At 58.9% G+C, this 20,537-nt stretch carries 15 protein-coding genes and 7 pseudogenes; 9 read left to right on the top strand and 13 right to left on the bottom strand.

What is annotated here, in order from left to right; genetic code table 11:
• Positions 1-268: 268 nt before the first annotated feature.
• Complete coding sequence (locus PZL22_RS29730) at positions 269-1,414, top strand: AI-2E family transporter (RefSeq protein ID WP_088194909.1); 1,146 nt, start codon at positions 269-271, stop codon at positions 1,412-1,414.
• A 42-nt stretch (positions 1,415-1,456) separates the two neighbouring features.
• On the opposite strand, the gene PZL22_RS29725 is transcribed toward PZL22_RS29730, so the two are convergent.
• Positions 1,457-3,214 carry a hypothetical protein gene (locus tag PZL22_RS29725; RefSeq protein ID WP_095918790.1) on the bottom strand — a complete coding sequence of 586 codons (1,758 nt, stop codon included), beginning with the start codon at positions 3,212-3,214 and terminating at the stop codon, positions 1,457-1,459.
• A 140-nt stretch (positions 3,215-3,354) separates the two neighbouring features.
• Between PZL22_RS29725 and PZL22_RS29720 the strand changes: the two genes are divergently transcribed.
• Both PZL22_RS29720 and PZL22_RS29715 read left to right on the top strand, forming a co-directional pair.
• On the top strand, positions 3,355-3,624 hold the full coding sequence (locus tag PZL22_RS29720; protein ID WP_010967342.1) for a hypothetical protein: 270 nt from the start codon (positions 3,355-3,357) through the stop codon (positions 3,622-3,624).
• Between the two features lie 114 nt (positions 3,625-3,738).
• Positions 3,739-4,374: a helix-turn-helix domain-containing protein gene (locus PZL22_RS29715; protein WP_010967341.1), complete on the top strand. Its 636-nt coding sequence runs from the start codon at positions 3,739-3,741 to the stop codon at positions 4,372-4,374.
• Positions 4,375-4,431: 57 nt separating this feature from the next.
• Here PZL22_RS29715 and PZL22_RS29710 read toward each other — a convergent pair whose 3' ends face one another.
• Positions 4,432-4,911 carry a hypothetical protein gene (locus PZL22_RS29710; protein WP_015242499.1) on the bottom strand — a complete coding sequence of 160 codons (480 nt, stop codon included), beginning with the start codon at positions 4,909-4,911 and terminating at the stop codon, positions 4,432-4,434.
• A gap of 301 nt (positions 4,912-5,212) precedes the next feature.
• Here PZL22_RS29710 and PZL22_RS29705 point away from each other — a divergent pair.
• From PZL22_RS29705 to PZL22_RS29695, 3 genes and pseudogenes are all read left to right on the top strand, one after another.
• A pseudogene (locus PZL22_RS29705) lies at positions 5,213-6,169 on the top strand (IS30 family transposase).
• A gap of 394 nt (positions 6,170-6,563) precedes the next feature.
• Entirely contained in the window at positions 6,564-7,166 is a 603-nt protein-coding gene (locus tag PZL22_RS29700) for a hypothetical protein (RefSeq protein WP_088194669.1), read from the top strand.
• Positions 7,167-7,368: 202 nt separating this feature from the next.
• Positions 7,369-7,716, top strand: coding sequence for a hypothetical protein (locus PZL22_RS29695; protein ID WP_041169964.1), 348 nt, complete (start codon positions 7,369-7,371; stop codon positions 7,714-7,716).
• 40 nt (positions 7,717-7,756) lie between these two features.
• Here PZL22_RS29695 and PZL22_RS29690 read toward each other — a convergent pair.
• The 7 genes and pseudogenes from PZL22_RS29690 to PZL22_RS29665 form a co-directional block, all read right to left on the bottom strand.
• Positions 7,757-8,762: pseudogene (locus PZL22_RS29690) on the bottom strand (RHE_PE00001 family protein); the annotation flags it as partial.
• A gap of 28 nt (positions 8,763-8,790) precedes the next feature.
• Positions 8,791-10,013 (bottom strand): annotated as a pseudogene (locus tag PZL22_RS29685) (ISL3 family transposase); the annotation flags it as partial.
• 671 nt (positions 10,014-10,684) lie between these two features.
• Positions 10,685-10,976 (bottom strand): annotated as a pseudogene (locus tag PZL22_RS29680) (hypothetical protein); the annotation flags it as partial.
• Between the two features lie 191 nt (positions 10,977-11,167).
• Positions 11,168-11,524 carry a BA14K family protein gene (locus PZL22_RS29675; RefSeq protein WP_153416884.1) on the bottom strand — a complete coding sequence of 119 codons (357 nt, stop codon included), beginning with the start codon at positions 11,522-11,524 and terminating at the stop codon, positions 11,168-11,170.
• 281 nt (positions 11,525-11,805) lie between these two features.
• Positions 11,806-12,015, bottom strand: a pseudogene (locus tag PZL22_RS31735) (hypothetical protein); the annotation flags it as partial.
• Positions 11,978-12,220: a chitinase gene (locus PZL22_RS29670; RefSeq protein WP_234825842.1), complete on the bottom strand. Its 243-nt coding sequence runs from the start codon at positions 12,218-12,220 to the stop codon at positions 11,978-11,980. The pseudogene PZL22_RS31735 and the gene PZL22_RS29670, both read right to left, overlap by 38 nt.
• Positions 12,221-12,371: 151 nt before the next feature.
• Positions 12,372-12,620: a cytochrome c oxidase assembly protein gene (locus PZL22_RS29665; protein WP_234827128.1), complete on the bottom strand. Its 249-nt coding sequence runs from the start codon at positions 12,618-12,620 to the stop codon at positions 12,372-12,374.
• Positions 12,621-12,760: 140 nt separating this feature from the next.
• On the opposite strand from PZL22_RS29665, the pseudogene PZL22_RS29660 reads away from it, so the two are divergent.
• Positions 12,761-13,025, top strand: a pseudogene (locus tag PZL22_RS29660) (hypothetical protein); the annotation flags it as partial.
• A 35-nt stretch (positions 13,026-13,060) separates the two neighbouring features.
• On the opposite strand, the gene PZL22_RS29655 reads toward PZL22_RS29660, so the two are convergent.
• The gene (locus PZL22_RS29655; RefSeq protein ID WP_127700878.1) at positions 13,061-13,732 is read right to left on the bottom strand and encodes a CBS domain-containing protein; all 672 of its coding nucleotides are present in this window, start codon (positions 13,730-13,732) and stop codon (positions 13,061-13,063) included.
• 697 nt (positions 13,733-14,429) lie between these two features.
• Here PZL22_RS29655 and PZL22_RS29650 point away from each other — a divergent pair.
• Both PZL22_RS29650 and PZL22_RS29645 read left to right on the top strand, forming a co-directional pair.
• Positions 14,430-14,816 (top strand): hypothetical protein, encoded by a 387-nt coding sequence (locus tag PZL22_RS29650; protein WP_010967326.1) that lies wholly within the window; start codon positions 14,430-14,432, stop codon positions 14,814-14,816.
• A 178-nt stretch (positions 14,817-14,994) separates the two neighbouring features.
• Complete coding sequence (locus tag PZL22_RS29645; RefSeq protein WP_164824541.1) at positions 14,995-17,079, top strand: mechanosensitive ion channel family protein; 2,085 nt, start codon at positions 14,995-14,997, stop codon at positions 17,077-17,079.
• Positions 17,080-17,745: 666 nt separating this feature from the next.
• Here PZL22_RS29645 and aqpZ read toward each other — a convergent pair.
• The 3 genes and pseudogenes from aqpZ to PZL22_RS29630 form a co-directional block, all read right to left on the bottom strand.
• Positions 17,746-18,442: pseudogene (gene aqpZ, locus PZL22_RS29640) on the bottom strand (aquaporin Z).
• A gap of 180 nt (positions 18,443-18,622) precedes the next feature.
• Entirely contained in the window at positions 18,623-18,832 is a 210-nt protein-coding gene (locus tag PZL22_RS29635; RefSeq protein WP_127700880.1) for a hypothetical protein, read from the bottom strand.
• Positions 18,829-19,983 carry a DUF2092 domain-containing protein gene (locus tag PZL22_RS29630; RefSeq protein WP_017266934.1) on the bottom strand — a complete coding sequence of 385 codons (1,155 nt, stop codon included), beginning with the start codon at positions 19,981-19,983 and terminating at the stop codon, positions 18,829-18,831. Before PZL22_RS29630 ends, PZL22_RS29635 begins: the two co-directional genes overlap by 4 nt.
• Positions 19,984-20,537 lie beyond the last annotated feature (554 nt).

The following is a 20,537-nucleotide window of genomic DNA, read 5'->3' as shown; positions in this document are numbered from 1 at the left end:
TTCTGTGTACGACGAAACGCGCAAAGCCGGAACGTTGATTGACGTATGCTACGGTATGTTACTGCTGTGCTACCGATAAGCGGCGTACGATCAACGATCATCTTTTGCTGCATGAGGGTGAGCTGGCCCCCGCGACGGAACGATCGGTGCGGAAGACAGGACTTGCGTTGCTCCAACTGAAATGGCCCTGTGCGACCGGATCGAACGCACAAGCCTCAGAAACCAAGCGGATGAGCTTTTGTTTCCGGCATTACAGGCGAGGTGCGCCATGGACGACAATCCATCATCCCAAAGAAACCCGGACCCGGTTAATCCCGCCGCGCGGCCGTCTATCGAGCCGCGAATCACGGAGATCGCGCGGATCGGCCTGGTTGGACTTTTCGCCTACTGGTCTTTTACCTTGATCGCGCCGTTTGCGATTATTCTTATCTGGGCCGCGATCCTGGCTGTAGCCCTTTATCCCGCCTATGCTGCGCTTTCAGCTATTCTCGGCCACCGGCCCCGCGTGGCGGCGCTCGTCATCACAATGCTGGGGCTGCTCGTTATCGTCGCTCCGCTCGCAGCCATTGCGATCAGCTTTGCCGAGGGAATACAGGTGGTGCTTGCAAGACTCAATGATCGATCTCTGCTGATTTCGGCGCCGCCCGACAGTATTCGCAGTTTTCCGCTTATCGGCGAGCGCATCTATTCCGTCTGGAGTATGGCTTCCGACAATCTTGAAGCCGTATTGCAACAGATCAAGCCTTCGCTCCTGCAAGCCGGCAGCAAGGCGCTCGGCAAAATCGCGTCGATCGGTGCCGACCTGCTCAGCTTTGTGGTTTCCGTTCTTGTCGCCGGTTTTCTCTTCGGGTCCGGAGCACGGCTGGCAAACAGTGCGCAGGGATTTGCGAGCAGAATGGGTGGGGATAGAGGCGTTGGCTTTCTGCAACTGGCAGCGGCAACGATCCGCAACGTGGCGCGGGGTGTGATCGGTGTCGCCCTCTTGCAAGCCTTTCTCTGCGTTTTGATCCTCAGCCTTTTCAAAGTTCCTGCACCCGGTGCAATCGCCTTCGTCGTCCTTATCCTCTGCATCATTCAGATTGGACCAGCGTTGGTTCTGCTGCCGGTAATCGTCTGGGCGTGGACGTCAATGGAGTTCGGGATGGCTGCCTTGTTTACGATCTTGCTGATACCCCTCCTCATCATCGATAATGTCATGAAGCCAATCCTGGTCGCGCGCGGACTTTCCACACCGACACTCGTGATTTTGTTGGGTGTGCTCGGCGGCACGCTTTCTTACGGATTGATAGGACTTTTCCTGGGGCCAATCGTTCTCAGCGTGTTCCACAGTTTACTATTAATCTGGATGAACACGGACACCGTAGGATCGGAAGGGCTGCGGCTGGGGGCATCCAGACTACCGAATCCGACGTGAAAAGACGCAGTCCTGTTGTCCTGTTCCCCTTGGGGCGATACCTCATTTTCCGGGAATCGATACGCCCGCCTGACGCAAACCCTCTATGAAATGCTGCTGGTCTTCCGGGCGGTGAATTCGTAATGCGACTTCGTTGCGTGCGTTCTCGAGGAAGCCAGGCACGTTGGTTTCAAGCCATTCTCTCTCGGTACGAGCCAAATCCATCTTGCCGAGCTTTCCAAGGATGGCAAGCAATATGACATGGTAGATAGGATTGGCGTGAAGGTCCGCCGATCGGGCCCACCGTTCGGCGGCGACGTAGTCGTGTTCAATATAGCGACAGACCGCGAGCGCGGCCTCGAAATATCCAACCGGCCCGGGATTGCTCGCTACGGTTTTCGATACAAGGTCGCACCCCGAACGCCACTGACCAGACAGGGCGAGCCGGAAACCATATTCGCCCGAGAGCTCAGTGTCGTTGGGATTGATAGCATAAGCGCGCGCGCCGACCGTCAGGGCAGCGTTAACTTCGCCCCGGAAAAATAATGTAAGCATCTCCGCCTGCAGTGCGCGAACGTTCTGAGGGTCAAGTTCCACCGCACGCGCCGCAGCCTCGATCGCGTGCGCGAGCGACACGGTCGTCGATCGGTGCAGACGATATCGAAAGCGAAGCTCGTCAACATAGGTCAGTGAGAGTAGTGCCCATGCCGTCGCATAATCGGGAAACTGTGTCGTTGCTTGCTGAAGACACTCTTGAACGGTGGCATGTGTCTGCGGATTCAGATCGCCCCGATACCCGTAGTAGGCCAGGGTGCACGCATAAGCCTGCCAATCGTCCGGGACAGAGCGCATGAAGTGTGTGGCGTTGGCCTGGAAAACAATGCCGTATGGTTGTGCGATGGCGCTGGCCACTGCAGCAGCGGCGTTCTGCTGCAACTCGATGATCTTACGCGGCTGTAGTACTTCGTCATAGGTGTTCGCCCACACGACTGAACCATCGGAATGCTGGACTAACCGTATGCCCAGCCGAAGTTTGTCGCCATCGAGCCGGACCCGGCCTTCTAACGCAAAGGCCGGGTATTCCCTTTCGGCGATATGAGGGTTCGGGGCTGCCGGCCCGGCGACCACAACAATCTCCTTGAACTTGGCGATGTTGCTGATGACCTCATCTGTTAGCCCGCGTGTGATCATCGCCGATTGGGGCGTTTGTGAAAGGTCTTCAAACGGCATCACCATCAGCTTCGGAATGCTTGGTCGAGTGCCGCCAGGCTTAGTGAGGCTCTCGATTGTCGTTGCCGCGGAGCCGAAAAATGCATTTGCTAGCAAACCGCATGTCAGGAGACCCACTGTGGCCACACTGACCCACAGCGCGGTCTGCTCAAGCGGCATGGAACGCGACTGAACGTTTGCGGCCTGTCCGGAGCTTAGCTGGTACGGCGCACCGTCCCGTTTTTCGAAGGCGGGCGCGTAGCCGCCCTTGGGAATTTTAATCACGATCGGATCGTTGCTCCCAGCAACGAAATAATAGCGCTCGAGGGCGCGTCGGATACGACCTGCTTCGATCCGTACGACTGGATCCGTTTGAGCATCGAAAGAAGAATCCCGCCCGAACACTTCGGTGGCGATGGAATAGGCCTTTATCCGGTCGGCACGACCCGCAATTGCCTCTCCGACAATGTAGGCCAGGAATTTGCGCGCTCGGTCCGGCACGTCGAATTCGGCGCTTAACCGTATTCGATCGAGTTGTGAAAGAATTTCCGTGTTCGTAGGGAGAGCGGTGGGCGATCCGGCTCGGACGCTCCCCCTGTCAGCAATTGTCATGTCCGCCCCTCATGGGCAAAACGTAGGATTGCAAAAAACTGCCCCGTATACTCTCGTATATTACGTCCATACCCCGGCAGAGCGCAATACAATCCGACGAGATAAAAAACATCTTTGAAACCAAAGGTGGAGGCAGCGCAATGAATGGGGAACCGGACTGGAAACACTGCATGGCAGCGGCATTGCGGCGGTTTCCGGCGCGCTCCTTGCAAATCAGGGAGTTGTCGATGCGCGATGAGGACTTCAGGGGAATGTGCGAGGATTTTGCAGCCGCTGAGAACGCACTCGCGGCCGTCGATCAGCTTCCTTTGCATATTCGCGAGGAGCGCCGCGCCGAGTTCAAGGGGCTGATAGAGAGCTTGGCAGCAGAGATTGCAATAGCGCTTGGCCCGGCGGACGGGTCCATTTGACTGAAGGCATTTTGCCTGCTCATCCGAAGGGCAGCGTTCTTACGCGGGTTAACGACAGGGAACAGCGGCGGGAGCCTGGCGAAACGGGCGGCCCAAAGTTCTGGGAGTGGAGCAATGAATACCTCGATATCGGCATCCTGGGGCAGGTATATAAATGCCATTCCCCCGCGGTCAGGCGAGGCGGCGTTGGCGCCGCTCAGCAGCTTCGTTGACGGACAGTGCATTTACTCTTTCGGAGAACGCGCCGATCAAGTCTATCAGGTCGAATTCGGCGCTGTCCGCGTCTATAGGCTAGCCGCGAATGGGAGGCGACAGATCCTTGCATTCCATTTTGGTGGCAACTGGTTTGGCCTGCAAAGTCGGGACCGGCACAGTTCGAATGCAGAAGCGATTGGGGTCACCGGCGTAAGATGCATCAGCCTTCAGGAAGAACCGCTCTTTCGGCCAGCTCTATTCTCCGCGGCGCTGGATAACGTCTCCGCCGCACAAGAGCATCAGCTCGTCATCGGTCGTCAAAGTGCGATTGAGCGCGTCGCGGCATTCCTGCTCGAGATGTCGGAGCGCTCGGGCTATTCACGCAGGTTCGAGCTGTCCATGTCCCGTGTCGATGTTGCGGACTATCTCGCGCTGACGGTTGAAACGGTTTCGCGCTCGCTGACAAAGCTGAAGCACAGGGGCTTCATCGAGTTGCATGGCGCTCGCGGGATTGAACTCGTGGGATATCGAGCCCTTCAGAATTTATGCCTTTAGTGGTTGCTTAAGATCGCATGACGAGGGGCCCCCAATATCGCGCCAAAGCAAATCAAGTTAGCGGAAGGCTCCCGGCTCGAGCATCTTGTCGCTGTAAGGGGAAGGGATCTTTGGCGCTCCAACGTGGAGAAAAGGCTTTCCAACCGCCCTATGGCAGTCGTTGCATTCGGTTGTCATCAGGGCGAAGGACTGCTGAAATTGCTCGTCACTTCTTGCGACAATGGCCTCTTCGATCAAATTTGCGATCTTTTGCGCGTTAGCGAAATCGAAGTTGGACTTGTCAGGATGATGGCGAGAAACGTCATCGAAGCCTGTCTTTACCTGATCCAATTGATAGCCGGCCAAAGCCCAGTTTCTTAACTTGACTGAGTACCAAAGCTTAGAGCGGCTGAGATCTATTTTATTCATGATCTCGCCAACGCTGGGTACGTATTTGCTGGGCTGGTCAGCTGATTTGCCCGGTTGGCCAGCCGTTCCATCGGAGCTGTCCAGTAGGAGCACCAGAGCGGCTACCGGAATTGCCCACGTTGCTCGCATCCCGATCTCCAATTTTTTTGGATATAGGACCGTCAGAACGGATCCTGTAGTTTCCCAGTAGCGCAGGACCGATGTGCCACAACCGGATGGCGAAATAAGTAGCTGCCCGGTCGGCGCGTCGGCGACGCTCGTTCGGTGGCTCAAGTTACTCCGCATGCCGAATAACTCTACGCTCTCATTCCGGTTGAGTCGTTGATTGTGATCAACAATGGTCAAATTGCACCGGAAAGGCTGCCGTCCGCCTTTTTGCACATCAAAGCTCTTCATGAAGGTCTGTGACCGGCGTGCACTCTCCAGCCAAATGAAACTTGATACGGTGTCGCACTTGAAAATAGAACGTACCCTGGCGAATTGTTCCGGACGATGGAAGGTTGACTTGCACCGTGAACTGAAGCGCAATACCTTTCATGATGCCGAGTTTCCGGAATACAGCGGCTATTACAACGGCATCGCCAACGACATCTCCAAGGAGCGTCGGCGACGGCTGCGCAAGCCAGCCGCCACCCTGAATTACGCGAACTGTCATTGAGCAGCTGAAGGCACTTTGGTCGCCGGAGCAGATCGCTGGCCGCCTGCTTGCCGACGTGTGAGCGCCCTGCGTGTCTGCACGGAAACGATCTACCGCTTCATTTATGGCAAGGAAGATTATCCGCTGCAGCTCTATCAGCATCTGCCGGAAGGCCGTCGTAAGCGCCGCCCACGCCGCTCCCGCAAACCCCGTGACGGCTCGATCCCGTTGGACTGCAGGATCAGCCAACGCCCTGATTTCATTGCCGATCGCTCTCAGTTCGGCCACTGGGAGGGTGATCTCCTGATCTTCCGGCGCGACCTTGGTGAAGCCAATGTCACCTCGCTGGTCGAGCGCAAGAGCCGCTACACGGTGATGATCAAGAATGGCAGCCGTCACTCTCGTCCGCTCATCGACAAGATCATCGATGCCTTCTCACCGCTACCCGCCTTTGCCCGGCAGAGCTTCACCTTCGACCGTGGTACCGAGTTTCGCGGTTTCAAGGCTTTGGAAGATGGACTCGGCGCCAGGAGCTGGTTTTGCGATCCAAATTCACCGTGGCAGAAAGGCGCAGTCGAGAACACCAACAAGCGCATCCGCCGCTTTGTGCCAAGCAATACGGACCTGTCCGCGGTCAACCAGCCGCAACTGGTCGCCCTCGCCCATCATCTCAATTCACTGCCCAGGAAGTGCCTTGGTTACCGCACCCCCGCCGAGGTGTTCATGGCGCATTTGCGCGATTGCGGGTAATCCTCTACCTTCCACTCGTATTGTTGCACTTGGATCAGATTCTCCCTCGCTCGTTCAATCCTGATCTACTATAGTACGGGCGTGCGAGACACGGACACGCTAGAGAAACTGTTGCGCGCGCTTCCCCTAGGGGGCAAACCGCCGTTCACTATGCACTGAGGTTGCCCCGCTGCTTGATGGCGAGGTCGCCATATATTCGCCCCAAAGAGAGACCAGTATTCCGGTAGTATTGGATAGATACTATTCCTTCCTGTTGAGTAACGCTCGGGGCGGCCGGAGTTCTTCTCCGATCAATGGCTGTCCCTAGCTGCCGTGATGGCGGAAGCCAGCGACGACCGCGTGCGTTCACGTGTCGAAAATAAGTCGGTCTTTTACAATCTGACGGGAGAATCCTATGGCACGGCTACCTAGCATGGCAGCGGCAGCGCTTGCGCTTGCCTCTTCCTTCCCCTTGATCTGTGTAACGACAACCCCGGCCTCTGCACAGTCGTTGAGTGCGGGGGACGACGGCGGAGACATCAGCGCCAGCGACGTGCGCGACTTCCTGCGGGATGCCCTTCGCGCCCGCAGCGATCGGCGCGATCTGATCCGGGACCTTGTCCCCGAGCGACAGGACCGTCGTGACGAGCTCTTAGATCTTCTCGGAGACGGCGGCGATCTGATGGGCGACCGCGGCGACCGGCTCGAGCGGCTTCGGGACCTCCTTGCCGCGCGGCGGGACCGCCGTGATGACCTGATGGAACTGATCGGCGACCGCGGCGACCGGCGCGAGCGGCTCATGGACCTGATCGCCGCGCGGCGGGACCGCCGGGATGAGCTCATGGATCTAATCGGAGACCGCGACGATCAGGGTGGAGGCCGCGGTCTCCTGCGGCAACGCCTGTTGGAGCGTCTTGCCGATGGAAATGACGAAAACTGCGTCTTTATTACCCGCAGCTTGCGGGCCGAGAACGGTGACTGGCTGGCCTTCGTTCGCAGGCGGGTGTGCCGGGACTAGGCCATGGTGCCGTTTTGATATGCGTATGACCGCATGATTTTTTCCGAAACTCGCGATGGGTAACGAAGCAGATCCCGCCGGCGAATGCGCCCGCAAGTGAAAGGAGTTATGCGCTCCAGTGCCTGCTCGCAGGCGGAGTGCACCACGCCGGGTTTGGGAATTCCTGCGCGCCAACCGCGCACGAAGCCAAGGAGAAGGTGAAATGAACAAGTTTCTTCTCATGACGGCAGGCCTCCTGCTGATGCCGCTCCCAGCCTTGAGTCAAAGCGCGCCCGACTCCGGCTCTCGCGACCCGGGCTCGATCCAGGATCGCGAAATCGAAGACCTGCTGCGTAGCATCACCGACGAGGTTTCCGGCGGGAGCGGTGGCCCGCGGCGCGGCGCCGCCTTCCTGCTCCGTAGCGGCGACGCGACAGTAGCAGTCCGTTGCGACCCGCGGGAATCGATGAAAGACTGTGTGGACCTGACCACGTCGCTGCTGGAAAAGGCTCGTTCTGCGATGCCTACGGGCGGCGGCGCTCCCGGAACCGCGCCGCCGCCGCGACCATAGCCTGCTGCTTCCCGACTTGTCGGAGCCAGCAAGTGGCAATTCATCTGAAGCATTCTTGCAGGGTGTTTACGATTCGAAGGACCAGGGAAGCGGCGTCATCAACGGTCACGAGTGCAATCTCCCGCAGGCCAAGCTCCAAAACGATCCGTCGCGCCGCCTGCGGCGTGACGTCGAGCGTCTTCGCCACCATGCTCGCCGACACCAGCGGCCGTGCCATGACCAGATCGACCAGTTCCGGCAATGTCGATGACGTGCGGCGCCCCTTCAGCTTCGCTCCATCATCGTTTTTGCCGGCGCCAGCCGGTCGTGCTCCTTCAGCGCGATCTCGCCGGCTGCAATCAGCCCATGGGCAACGCAAGCAGCTGAAAATTGCGATCGCGATGCCGGCGCCGTTCGACGGGCATTGTTTCGAGGCCGAGATTGACGGCGGCGAGATGCGCACTGGCGGTGACCCCGGCCTGGCGGAGGATGGAGGCGGCCAGCACGCGGCCGAGCCAGGGCGCATGCTGGAGGACACTCAAAACATTCCAGGCATCGAGCGCAACGATTGCCTGCAGCACCGGCGGCAGGTCGTACGCCTGCCGCAGCACCCCGCGCCATTCTTCCAGCCGCGCGTCCTCGTCCAGTCGAGATCGTAGACGAGCAGATCTCGTTCCCGAGTGCCGGCGCGACCGGGTCGCGTCGCCTGTTCAATGGGCCGCATCGGGTCAGGCCAGCACCGCGTCGATGCCGACGAACTCGGCGCCGAACACACTGACGTCGCCATTGCTTTCGTCCCCTCCCTCTGTCGACCGATCGACATCCGGATCCGTGGTAACCTCTACCGTGCCATCCGCAGCCGAGGATGCTGCAGGCGAGCCGGAGACGAAGTCGCGGCCGCGGAGACTGCGCAGGCCGGCGGCCGACAGACCAGGCGGCTGCGTATTGATGCGCCGCCGAGATTTCAAGACGTCGGGGGCGATGGTCAGTTCGTGAGTCGGTGTGCGGACATTCTTTGTCGCGTCGTCCAGCACGAGGTCCTCGAGATGGACGAGTTCGCCACCGATGTCGTTTTGCATTCAATTGGGTTCTTCCTCACTTTTTGTGGCGGTAATTTTGGTCAAGCGGCAGCATGCGTGCCCTGAGCAGCTCCGGGCCAGCTCTGCCATACATTGCACGCTTGATTGTCTTCAGGGGGTTGATTTGGCCTTCCGCCTGGCCGTTGCTCCACAACAGTTCGATGGCGCTGCAGACGGCGTCAAGATCGCGGTGCAGGACGCGTGCGAACCGCGCAATTGCGACCAAGCCCGAAATAGCGGCATCGTCAATCCAGTTGTTGAGCTTGCCTGGATTCACCGCTGCGAAAGATTCCGCGGAAGCGCATGCCAAGGACTGGAGCCGGCGACGCGCTGTCCTTGACCGACCTCTCCGGGCGGCGCAAGCTTGCGAGAAGCCGCTCGAGATTCGAGAAACTGCCCGTGTAACCGCGCTGTTTGAGATCGTGGAACAGATGCTGTCCGCAACGATTGCCATTTCTCCAGCACTGGGCGAGAAACGCCTCGAAATATAAGGGGAATGTCGGCTTCAACGCCGCCTTCTGTCGGTCGGGTGCCGTCTCGAAAGTCAACCATTTCGCGATGCTGCGCCGGCCGTAGCCGGTGCTACGTGCGATCTCCGAATAGGACAGACCTTCCTCATTCAATGCGTGCACAGTATCGAACACTAACTGCCGTGATTGTCGATGAGCGTGACGCCGGCGGCGGTGCCTTGCGTCAACGCGTGGATCCTGAATCAGATCGATTTGCGCGCCCCCGGTTCTTTTATCCGGCGGCAATGCTCGTCCAGTGGCGCGGCCGGAAAGGCTCATCTGCTCCTCGATTGCGACCCGCAGCTTCTGCATGAGATGGAACCGATCAGCGACATGACGCGCTTGCGGCGCACCCTCGCGAGCAGCTTGCCCCGTACAGCCCGCATCGGTCTCGGCTGACGATCTCGACAGTAGGGTGCCGCTCCAAGCATCGCGCTGCACTCGCCACGCTCCGGTCGCCAAGGATGTCTACAACCAAACGGCGCTCCAGGTCGACGATCATCGTGCCGTAGCGCCATGATCGCCGCCAGCTCCAATCATCTATGCCAACGACCCGGATCGTGGCATCCCAGGAAACGAGCGCAGCATCCCGCTTCAGCTGCCGCAGGATCGTGTCGTCGCTGACCGGGATGCCGAGCCGTCGCATCAAGCGCTCGCCGGGCCGGCCGCCTGCGCTATGGCCGAGCAGGCCGACAATCTCGGAGACCCTCCGTGTGCGGCGCGCGTAAGGGACCACAAGTTTCATCGGTACATGATGCGATGACGAGAGTACAGAATGGGCGACACTGCACGGCATTCGATTTTAAGGCAGCTACGCCCGGCCAAAACCGAGCTTCCGCAGGACCGCTTGTGCACGCTCAAATGCGGCTAGGAGAGAGCGTTCAGCGTCGACCAATTGACGCAACAGACTGCAGCGTTGCTCCACAATTATCCGATACCGGGCTGCAACTGCGTCCAGCTCTGTTGCAGGCGCCTTCTCGGCCTGACGATCAACCCATTCCTGCAGTAGCGCTCGCGCTTGCCCATCGAGGTCGTGCTTCCGCTGTCGAAGTCGGTCGGCGTGGCATTCTGCCTTATTGTACCGTTTAAGCGCCATCGCAGCTTCAAGTCTCAATTTCACCGGGAGTGGCCCGACAAGAGGGTTGGCTTTTCCCATAAAATCCAGCTCCGCCTACCAGCAGGCCTTCCTTTTTTGGACATTGTTCAGAAACTGGAACAAGATTACAAGGGCAAAGCCGGAAGGGGCCAGCCGGTAAGATACCGCAGGCGGCAATGTTTCTGAAGTGTTGAATGCACCGGCCCGGTCTATCTCAGAGGCGCTGCTCTTAGCGGCAATCGCACAAGTCGACCAACTGCAACGGTCCTTTTCAGTTTCACTGCACCAGCGGGTGCGGATCATGCGTCAGGATAGAGGCTGTTGAGCGTATTCTGACGGCCTTCATCGACGTCGCCGCTTCGGCCGCCTGCTTCTCCACCGCCGATATTCGCAGCCGTGATTGTCGACCTGCCGGAGGGAGACTTCGGCCGCTGTCAGGCGCTTGTGGAGGCGATCGATGGAATTTGCCTGCGAATTCTAGTTGGCGTTCACCCTCTCCCAAGTCGCGCCCCAAGCAACGAGTCCGCCGGCAAAGCCAAATAGGATGACAAGAGTATTGAGGTTATATTCAAACCTCCTTTTCGGAGTTGCGACCATCTTTTCGGGTTCCTGTGTTTCAGACAATCCCCTGCCCTCGTAGTCTGGTGCGATTTACTGCTGCGCTTCGCCGTGGCGGGCGCATTCCGCCTTCGTCTCAAACTGCCGCTGCGCAGACACAGCCGACGCGCGCCATTACGCTCGCCATGAAAGTCCTGCCGGACACGCGCTGAGCGGCCGTTCTCGCCCCTTCAGTTGTAAGGTGAGTTGCACGGGCGGCGCGCACCCTCGAACGGCTGGAATGTGTCGTCGGCCAGTCGATACGACAGGTATCGCTCCTGGCACCAGCGAAGATGCTTGTTCGCGTCGATTACCATTCGTTGGCGAAGGCGAAACTGTTGACGCACTCCGACCCGGGGACCCCCAACAGTTGCACCCGGGCCTATGCTGATGTCGGGCCTCATGCCGCGATAGCGGGAGCCGTAATTTGGATATCGCTGCTGCAGGAAGTCTCGGTACTCTCTCTCGATGAAGAGGTTATGGTTGGTGGTGCCTCCCGTACCGCCGTTGCAAATTCCTATGCATGTCTGGGCTTTTGCTGGCGACATACCTATTGCTGAGGCAAGCACCGCAAAGGCGAGCGTTGGGGCTTTCACAGACCTGACCTTCTTTCTGCCAAAAAGAATCGATCGAAGCGCTTACGCGCGGCCCCTACGTAACGCTTAGAATTCTGCAGGGTTCCTGTACCCAAAACGGCACCGCTTGTGGGGAACGCTAGCTGAGTTCGCTGTCGCTCGATCGAGCCGCGATCAACCGCGCTCCAATTGACTGGCTCTGCCGTTCACAGATACTTCTGCTCCAAAATACGCGGGTCAAGGCGTTTCAGCCAACCGTCCACCACTCTACACCCGGCACTCGCCGATGCCGAAGTCCCACATCCCCGGAGGGCAAAGGTCAAAGCGAGTGCGGGCATCGTCCGCAGTGCGGCCAGCTTCATTGTTCTGCCTTTCGATGGAGGTTCTGACGTCGTCGCCGCCCTGCCGGTAGAGGAGTGGAGAACATCACGCCATCCCCTCGACCCTTGCCACGGCCCTCCGATCGGCGTTCTTGCGCCAGTAGAGGAAGCCGGCAATTGCACCGAACGCCACGAGGATCAGAAGAAGGTTCTGCCACGGTATGCCGCCGATCACGGTGAGCAGCGAAGCGCCACCGCCGATGACAGATGGCGTGATGACCTCTTTCGACTTCCACCAAGGCGCATAGAGGCTGGGTGGGCGTGATCGGTACCGGCTTTTCTCTGTCACCGGCGCCGCTGTCACCTCCGGCCGTGCCGCTTCGCCCGGAGTGAGCGCGACAAGCGCCGTACTCTAGTCGGGCAGCTGGCGTGAATCTGGCACTGACCGCTACTCCCCCGGCGCACGCTAAGAGTGATGCGAGCCGTTTTGAAGGCCGCCGTCACGCACGGCAGCTTGCCCCGCGCGCGCCGGCGTCATCGTTGCTTTCCCCGGCGAAGGAGGTGTTTGATCCGCCGATCAAGGCAGCGGCAATGGCGAGAGCCGCGGCGACGTATATCATGCCTGCCGGTACCCACATGATCAGACCGGCAAGCTGCTGATCCTCGTGCGCCGAGACGCCCCAGCTTGCAGCGCCGGCGACCTGACTGCGGTAGAGTGGCTCACGCGCGAAGGAGACTCGCGCGTTCATTTCGTTCCTCCCTCCCGGTTACGGAATACAACCATAATTGTTCGCCCTGTTGAATTTCCCTTCACCGAGTGGCGGCGTAAGGTACGGGCGCCCACAATGACGCTGGACACCATCCTGCATTGTGGCCACGGGGGCGGGACATGGTACACGCGGGCCAAAAGGGCGTTCGGGTCGACTCCACAACTGCTCTACCCACCGAGGCGGAAGTTCTCGCACGACTTGATCGAATCCGATTCAGCACCGAGTTCGATGCGCCGGAACGCGCCCGCCAATTCCTGGCCTATGTCGTCCGGGAGACGACTGCAGGCCGTGCCGATCGTATAAGGGGCCTATTCAATAGCAACCGAAGTCTTCGGTCGAGATTCTTCCTTCGACGCTCAAACGGATGCGGCCGTGCGGATTGAAGGGGTTGCCGAGAAGTGGTTTTGTGAACGGCAGCGCTATTGAGTGTAGGGATCTGGAAAATGCTCCACGATGCCCCTGACCCCGTGGACACTCTCAGCCATGATCCGCGCGGCCCCGCGACAACCGGCCGTCTCGACTTGACCCCAAAAGTGCACGATCCCCTCGGTGACCGTGACAGTCACATCCAGTTCTTCCAGACTGGTGTTTTCGCCGAGGCGAACAAGGATGCTGCGTCGAATGGCTTCGTCGCCCGCTGCTGTTTCGTCTGGCTTCGTTGAAAAAATTGCCTGCAGCAGGTCGGCGCGGCTGACGATGCCTACCAGTTCTCCATCGCGCACTACGGGGATGCGCTTGATGCCGCGTTCCTGCATGAGCCCTGCAACGCGTGCAAGGGGCGCTTCCTCCTCGATGGTTACCGGGTTGGCCGTCATGACGTCGCCGACGCGCCATGAGCATCGCCTGATGAAGGCGTTCGCCCTGTCATCGGGATCGATCGCCATGTCCGCCATCAACACCGATGCTTCACTGCAGAGTTCCGCCCGTCGGATCAGGTCGCCCTCGCTGATGACGCCGAGCAAGTGCCCATCGTCGTCAACGACCGGGACGCCGCTTACGTGGTGGTCGAACATCAGCTTGGCTGCCTGTCTGACGCTGTTGTCAGGCGACAGTTTGACGACCTTTGTCGTCATCACATCCTTAACATGCATATCGATCGAACTCCGGTACAGACGTCTCCGCTACTACGGCACCGCGCTCATAAGACGCGCGAAAGTTGTTGTAGCGCTTTGGATCGCTGCGAAGCTGAGTTAAGCCATACTCAAGCAAGCTCCGCGACGATCTCAAGCGTGGCCCATCGAGATCCCGCCTGATTGTGAACTCCTCCATTCTGTGCTGCCATTCGGAAAAGCGAATTGCAGCGGAAAGATGCTGAACGCCGACTTCCTCGTGTGACGATAAGACCAAAGGGACCGGTTGGCATTGACCCGAGTCAATATATCGACACTTGCTCCGGCGAATCGAGAAGCTCGTCCGGCGCTGCTTTCGTCGATATCGGCGCGTTGCAGGATGCTCCCCGACAAACTCGCCCAGCCTCTGCCACAGCAGAAGCTATGCGGACGCGCACGCGGATAGGGTATGTCCATCAACCCGCGCCTAAGCCAGTCCGCCGGGAGCGCGCCCGCTCCGCATGGATTTGATGGAGATCAATGCGCAGAAGGCGGTGTTGGTGTATGTGCGATCAGAGACTGGGACCGCCCTTCGTTCAAGCCGAGGAGTAGACCGAATGCCTCAGCAATCGGCAACAGGCCGGCTGGGCGCTGATGATCCTCGTATCGCTGCGCCCGGAACTGTTCGGGCCGATCGTCATCACACCAAACGAATGACTTCAAGGGTACCCAGGACAACATGGGGACGCCGGTGCTAGATCAAGTGGGGTTCGAAATGATCGTATACGTCGCCGAGATTTCAGGACGCGGCATCGCCGCTTTTGACGCAGCCAACGACATTGAAGCGCAAGCGCAGTTGGCAAACAGGGGACTCCTACGGGACCTGATTGTCTTGCAGAATGAGGGTCGCGCACTCTGGGATGGTGTCGCGGACATCCATTTGCGGACGGCGACCCCTGAGGAGACCGAGATCTGGCAAACAAGCCGGACGGCGGCTGTTCAGTCAGGTGAGGATTCCGATGACGAGGGTCGACATGTCTTCCTAGTCCCCGTCGTCGATCCTTCTCATGACAATTTCGACGATGACGATAACCCCCACCATGACGACGACCGTGACGGCGACTGAAAACGGATGACGCGGCCCTGATCGAGGAAGGGGCGGACTGCGGGCGGCTGCCCATCCCCGACATTATGATGCCGTCCGACAAGGTCGACGGATAAGAGCGAGAGTTGGCCGCGCGGTCAAGCCGAAACCTCCGATCTTCTGGTCGCGCTGCCCGCCAAAAATCAATCCGGAGCGCCCCATGAATAGCGTACAACCCATTCGAATTGGTTTTCTGCTGCTGGCCGTCGCTCCAATCCTCTTTTGGATGCTGCTTGGAGTTTCCTGGGCACAGCAGGCTCCCGTCGGCGTGCCGCCCGAAAAGGCACAACAGTTCCTCGATCTGCTCTCTGATCCGCAGGTGAAGACATGGCTCGAGGGTAAGATCCCTTCGGCTGCCGCGGAGCCGCCTGCCGGGTCGCCTGTCGAGACCATATCTAGCTGGGAGGCCGCCGTCCGCGATCGCATCAACGGGCTTATGGGCTCAGTTCCCCGCATACCAGAGGAGCTGGCAAGGGGCGCCGCTGTTGTCTCGCGCGACGTGAACTCGGGCAGGCCCGGGCTGGTGGTCAGCATATTGGCCGTTCTGATTGCCGTTGGCCTCGGCGCCGAGTGGCTGATCCGGAGGGTCTTCGCCCGGGCACGCAAATCCGGGGCAAACGAGAACGCCGGACAAGAGATCCTGTCCGAGATCGCTGCCTTGCTGACGTTTGCCTTGGCCAGCGTCGGTTCATTCCTGGCTTTCGAATGGCCGCCCTTACTGCGTAAGATCATCCTTACGCTGCTTCTAGCCGTGATCGTGTTTCGGGTCGTCCGAGCGATCGGCAAGTTGCTGTTTGCCTTGAGCGGCGCCAGCGGCATTGCCGATCAGCCGCCGTCAGCTTTTGAAAGCGATGCGGCCCGTCGTTTCTGGCTTTCGCGGATCAGCATTATTGCCGGGTTTCTTCTATTCGGCTGGGCCATCGTCAGTCTCATGCCCGCTTTGAGCTTCTCCAATGAGGTGACCCGGCTTGCTGCCTTTCTGTTCGGGTTGGGCATTCTGGTAACCGCAGTCGAGGTCGTCTGGCGGCGCCCCGACAAGCCGGCTCCGCTTGTCGTCAAGTCACTGCTTACCCTCTATCTAGTCGTGCTTTGGTCGGCTTGGGTAGCGGGATTGCTAGGACTGCTGTGGCTGGGCATCTATTCGCTGCTCTTACCGCCTCTGGTGCGCGGCGTTGGCGACGTGGCGCAGGCCTTAGCGACCAGAGCACAGCGCACCGGCCCTCCCGGCATCGTACTGAGCGTGGTCATAGTCAGGGGTGCCAGGGCAGCGGTGATCGCCGCCGCGGTCGCATGGCTCGCCTACATCTGGCGCATCAGAGCTGCAGCCCTCGCCGGCAGCGAACCCGGCGCGATCGTGATACCGGGATTGCTCAACGGTATCATCGCCCTCTTGGTCGCCGACCTGCTTTGGCAGATGTCAAAGGCGTTAATCGCTTATCGGATGGGACTTGGGCCGAAGGACGGTTCCAACGTCGATGAACTCGCCCGCAGCGGCCGGTTACGGACGCTCTTGCCGATATTCCGCAACGTGCTCGCTGTCTTCATCGGCGCCGTTACCGTGCTGACGATCCTGTCCGGACTGGGCGTGCAGATTGCACCGTTGATCGCCGGGGCGGGTATTTTCGGCGTCGCCATCGGGTTCGGATCGCAGACGCTGGTCAAGGACGTCCTGAGCGGCGTTTTCTACATGCTCGACGATGCCTTCCGTGTCGGTGAGTACATCCAGAGCGGCAGCTACAAGGGCACGGTCGAATCGTTCAGCCTGCGGTCGGTCAGGCTGCGGCATCACCGCGGCCCGATCTTCACAGTGCCGTTCGGCGAGCTGGGGGCCGTTCAGAACATGAGCCGCGACTGGGTGATCGACAAGATGACTCTCAACGTCACTTACGATGCCGACGTAGACCTCGCACGGAAGCTCATCAAGAAGGTCGGCCAGGAGCTGGCTGCGGATCCGGAGTTCGCGGCCGACACGATTGAGCCCTTGAAGATGCAGGGCGTCGACAGCTTCGGCGACTTTGCGATCGTGCTCAGGATGAAGCTGATGACCAAACCGGGCGCGCAGTTCACTATAAAGCGACGAGCCTTCATGATGATCAAGAAGGCATTCGATGAGAACGGCATCAAGATCGCGGTTCCAACCGTTCATGTCTCGGGAGGAAGCGACAACGCCGCCGCCGCGCAGCAAGCGCTCAACATGAGCAAGGCCGCCGAACTGGCGGCGAACAAGGCACCTGTAGGCCTTTAACCTTAAACCACGATGATTTTGGATTGAATCAATTCAAAATCATACGTGCGATGGACTCTCATAATTTCGAGCGTAAACGCGCAAGCGGCCCCACGTAGCGTGATCGCTTATGCTAGGGGCGGGAAGCAGGGCGGAAAACTGCTGTCCCGCTCTGGTTTCGGGGCTTCGTCGCGGCTGATCGGGGCGATCGACCTCGCCTTGCACTTGGAGTGGTAGGCGCTCGCACGCGGAACGCCTTCGTCGCAGCGCGCGCCAGATTTCAGGCGCACACTCGCGTCCGCTCGATCGCCGCCTTGGTCTGGCCGAAAGACATTCGTCGCCCGCTGCAACTATGCGATCCAGAGCAACGCACTGGTGCGTAACGAATTCGAAACGCGCCGCAGCGACGTTCTCGAGTGATTTCGCCGCACGCTCGACGATAAACATGCCCGCTTTGAAAAACTTGGGTCGGACAGCTCTCCTTTTGAGTGAAAGGCGAACACTCGCAAAGTTCGCATGCGGTAATACACCATCCCCCGCGTGCGGGCTAATCCTGTCGTTCGGCTGCATTGTTTGCTTAGATGGGAACTGATTCAAGGAAACATGCAGCAATTCAAGATGCTACAACGCCCCTTGTGCGTCTGATAAGACGCTGGGCGCTTGGCAGCGACGCATCGTCGAGCCGGTCTAGTCTACCGGTCTAAACTCCTCGCCAACGCTCTTCCAGACGATCCCGGCGATTGCTGCACCGAAAAGCGGCGCAATCCAGAAGAGCCAGAGTTGGGAAAGCGCCCAGCCGCCGACGAACAGCGCCTGTCCGGTCGAGCGCGCCGGGTTCACCGAGGTATTGGTGACCGGGATGGAGACAAGATGGATCAAGGTGAGAGCGAGGCCGATCGCAATCGGCGCGAAGCCCGCTGGCACCCGACGATGCGTCGAGCCGAGAATGATGATGAGGAAGAAGAATGTCATCACGACCTCCGTGACGAGCGCTGCCGTCAGCGAATAGCCACCCGGCGAGTGCTCGCCGTAGCCGTTCGCGGCGAAGCTCCCCAGCTGGAAATCCGCCTTGCCGGTAGCAATCACGTAAAGCACCGGCAGCAATGATCGCGCCTGCGACCTGCGCGATGACGTAGCTGACCAGGCTGGCGGCCGGAACTCTGCCGGCCACGGCAAGCCCCAGCGACACGGCAGGATTGAAATGCCCGCCGGAAATTCCGCCGACCGTATATGCCATGGTCAGAACAGTGAGACCGAATGCGAAGGAGACCCCGAGCAAGCCGATGCCAACCTGCGGAAATGCGGAGGCAAGCACCGCACTACCGCAACCGCCGAGAACAAGCCAACACGTCCCGAGAAATTCTGCACAAAGCTTCTTGAACATGAAATTCTCCCCCGGAATCCGCTCCACGGTGGCTTAACTGTCGCCGATGCAAGAACGCTTTATTTGCATCAGTTTCGTTTTCGCGAACAACCGTTGTTTTGCGAGTGCATTGAGCTCCGCCTGCGCTGCAAGGAGGCGCTCCAGCGAGACCCGTTCTGAGCGGTGGTCGAAAGCGCGTCACTAGCAATTATAGACACCCGCGGCACAGCGCCGGGTCGTTCGCCGAGCGACACCGGCCACACTAACAGGGGTCAGCGGCCGACCAACTCTGGCAACGGCAGAAGAGACGAGACTGGGGATCGAAACAATTGACCGGTCCCGCGCAAGATCACCGATGCAAAGTCCTGCCCAGGTGAGAGAGATGATTAGCATGCGTTTACAAAAGGTCATTTTCCCCCTCCTCCTACAAAATTCTCCGGCAATTCGCCTAGGGTACCCTTCAGGTCGTTAACATCGATCTTTTCGGCATCAGTCGGGTTCTTGAAGCTAAAATCACCCAGCGTAACCCCATCCCCAGACTTCCAATCCCTGATCTGGACGCTGTATTCCGGTCCACCCTTGACCAGTCTGGAAGTAATGACCAAGCGGCATGGGTGAGGTTGTGCTCCTTGTGCGACCCAGATCTGAAAATCCACATCGTCCTTGCGGAAGGCGAGCGAATCGCACTCGGCACCATTGATGACGCCGCTTCCCAGGTCTTTCGAATCGTAAACACCCTGGATTAGCTCGTCATATGCATTGGTCAACAACAAGTCGGCGGCAGGCAAGGGCAATCCATACTTGTCCTTCAACTCGTCTACAAGATGATCGACCGTGCCGGGGATTTCGACTTGTGTATACTTATTGACGTTCTTTCCCAGAAGCGTAAGCGTCTTACCATCGAAAAGGGACTCGACATCGACAAAGCCGCCGGAACGGGTCGTGTGCACCTTGTCCGGCCGGCTGAGGGTCACAGTCCCTGAACTCGCCAGCCCGAGTTTTTGATCACTGTTGGTGACAACCTGTAGATTTGCATCGTACGCGAACGATATCGCTTTCTGGGCTGCCAAATAATCAGACATGGCCTTGAGCAGCTTCTTGGCTTCGGCCGAGTCGGTGAACCTCATGAGCTCGACCCGACGGTTGAGCGCTTTTCCTTCATCGGTCTCATTGCTAGCAATCGGCCGGCTCTGCCCAGCGCCCGCCGCCAGCAACTTGCCGGCATCGATCCCTCGTTCGACCAGCGCGGCCTTGATCGTGTTGGCACGCTCAAGTGAAAGACGTTCATTGCTCTCTGCACTGCCGCTTGCGTCAGTATGGCCGACAATTCTCAAGCTCCAATCAGGGAAGTTCTTGAGCGCGGTCGCTATATCATCGAGAAGCGGCTTCGCACCTGGTTGTAATGTTGACTGGCCGGTGTCGAAGCTTAGGCCATGGACATCGTACTGCTCTCTGGTTTGCAAGGCCTGCTGCATGGATTCTTTGCTGTACTGCTTGACCGGGTCTGCCACGCTTTGTGACCAGCACGGGACATTAGTGGCCGCCACAAGGGCGCCCGCCATGAGCAGTTTTCGAGCAACGCCCTCACATAGCGATGCATTTCGGCCAGATTTTCGCCAGCGCAGGTCGTATTTGCTGTCTCCGAAAATCGTAATGTGTGCGTTTGACATCGGCTAAATCCTTCTCACGACTTGTGAATCTGGCTACCGAGCACTAAATTCTTTATATTCTGGAACAAGACATACTGGAAAGGAAAGTAATCTTAGCAGGCGTTCGGCAAGAAGTGTAGTACATTATTCAAACTGTTGAAGTTCGCGTGGGTGTGAACCGCGCCAGGTTGGCCGAAATTTTCTCATCGTTCTTCGCCTGGTTGGGGCGAATGAGGACCAAGATAGTGAGCGCAGCTGCTGGGGACCTGAAACATGCCTATGGTTTTTTCTGAGCGCCGCCACCGACGGAAAGCTCCCCTATGGATATCATGTCCGACCCATAGCAAAGCGTCACCGGCGCAAAGCGGCAAGACGGACCCGAAGAAATGCCAGCGGACTTACTGCATGTTTCCCCAAGTCGTATCCGATTAAAAGATTGCAAAGTGCTGAAGCGACCCGTGTGGGCT

Source organism: Ensifer meliloti (genome assembly GCF_030064585.1).
Classification (GTDB): Bacteria; Pseudomonadota; Alphaproteobacteria; order Rhizobiales; family Rhizobiaceae; genus Sinorhizobium; species Sinorhizobium meliloti.
Note: the sequence above shows the minus strand (reverse complement) of the source record. Positions and strands in the feature narration are given on the sequence as shown.